Genomic DNA, 1,409 nt, shown 5'->3' with positions numbered 1-1,409 from the left:
CGGTCAACCTCGTCACCTTCCGCGCAGCCGTCATCAGGGCGCTCAAGGACGCCGGCTACCTCTACATCCCTGAAGGCCGATGCGACCACACCATTGTCGCTGATGCCCTCTACCTGCACGGACTGACAACCGGACAGACCGAACAATCACCAATCACGCCGGAGCCCTGCCGCTCCCCGGCCGGGATGATGTCGGCCCGGTCGGGGAGCGTGCAAAGGTCGCCGGGAGCGACGTTGCGGCGGCGGCCGAGCGGCCCACGGGCCGGAAGGTCAGGCCCGCAGGAGGGTGATGGTGCGGCCGGCGGGGCTGGTGGCCTTGTCGAACCCGGTGCGTTCGGTGATGGGGGCGGCGTCGGGTCGGCGGTCGAACAGCACGAGCACACCGTGGTCGAGGTGGAGCCGGTCGAGGTAGCCGTCGAGCTGGGTCAGCCCTTTGGCGAGGGGGTCGGGTTCCCCGGAGCGCCACACCTTGAGCTCGATCGCCTCCCGCTGCCACCGGCGGGTGCCGTCCGAGGTGGTCCAGGGCCAGCGCACCAGCAGGTCGATCCGGCCGCGGCCGATGCCGTACTCGCGTTCGACGTAGCCGCCGCCGTTGACGACCCGCTGCAGGAAGCCCATGAGGACGAGCTGTGGGGCGGCCTCGTGGTAGTGCTGGGCGCGGGTGAGGATCTCGCCGTGTTCCCGCCAGAAGTCGGCGAACTCGGCCAGCAGCCGGGGGAAGTCGAGCCGCCCGTCGGGCAGCACGAACGTCCGCGGGTCGGCGAGCACGTTGACCTCGACACCGGTGGCCAGGACCCGAGCGATCACCTCCCGGTAGATCGGGTTGGCGATGCGAAGTGGGTTACGGGGAGTGATCAGGCCGAGGTCGCGAACGTAGGTCAGATCGTCGTCGTAGGGGTCGAGGGTGACCAGGGTGCCGGCCAGGACGGGCTCCAGGATGCGGCGCACACGGGGTTCGGCCAGCCGGGCGGCCAGGGAGTCCAGATGGGTGGCGCGGGCCAGGATGAGCTGTTCCTTGGCCTGTTCCATATGCTCGGCAGTGATCGACTCCGCGGTCGGGACGCCGATCTTCTCGACGACCTCACGGACCAGCGCGTTGACCAGCCAGGGCTGCCCGGCGGTCAGCTCGATCGCCCGGTCGACCGCGTCCGGGGTGAACTCCTGCCCGGTCTCGGCGGTGTGCTGGGCATAGAGCTCACCGACCTCGTCGGGGGTGAAGTCCCCCAGCCGCAACGACTCCAGCTTGATGTTGAACGGGCTGGCGGTACCCAGTCGGGACGGGTCGCCGCCTGCTGCGGCCTTGTAATCACGTACGTCCCGCAGGCCGCACAACGCCACGGACGCGGGGAACGCGGCGGGCCGCTGGGTGAAACCGGCCCGGAGCTGCCGCAGCACGCTGATCAGGCTCTG

Annotated in this window: 1 protein-coding gene; it reads right to left on the bottom strand. The window is 70.0% G+C overall.

The features are described 5' to 3' along the window. Positions 1 to 269: 269 nt before the first annotated feature. On the bottom strand, positions 270 to 1,409 hold a 1,140-nt coding region (locus tag DD1DGNOD_RS11110; RefSeq protein ID WP_131770057.1), incomplete at its 5' end, for an ATP-binding protein.

It is taken from the genome of Candidatus Protofrankia californiensis (assembly GCF_900634765.1).
Classification (GTDB): Bacteria; Actinomycetota; Actinomycetes; order Frankiales; family Frankiaceae; genus Protofrankia; species Protofrankia californiensis.
This window is presented reverse-complemented; position numbering and strand designations above follow the sequence as displayed.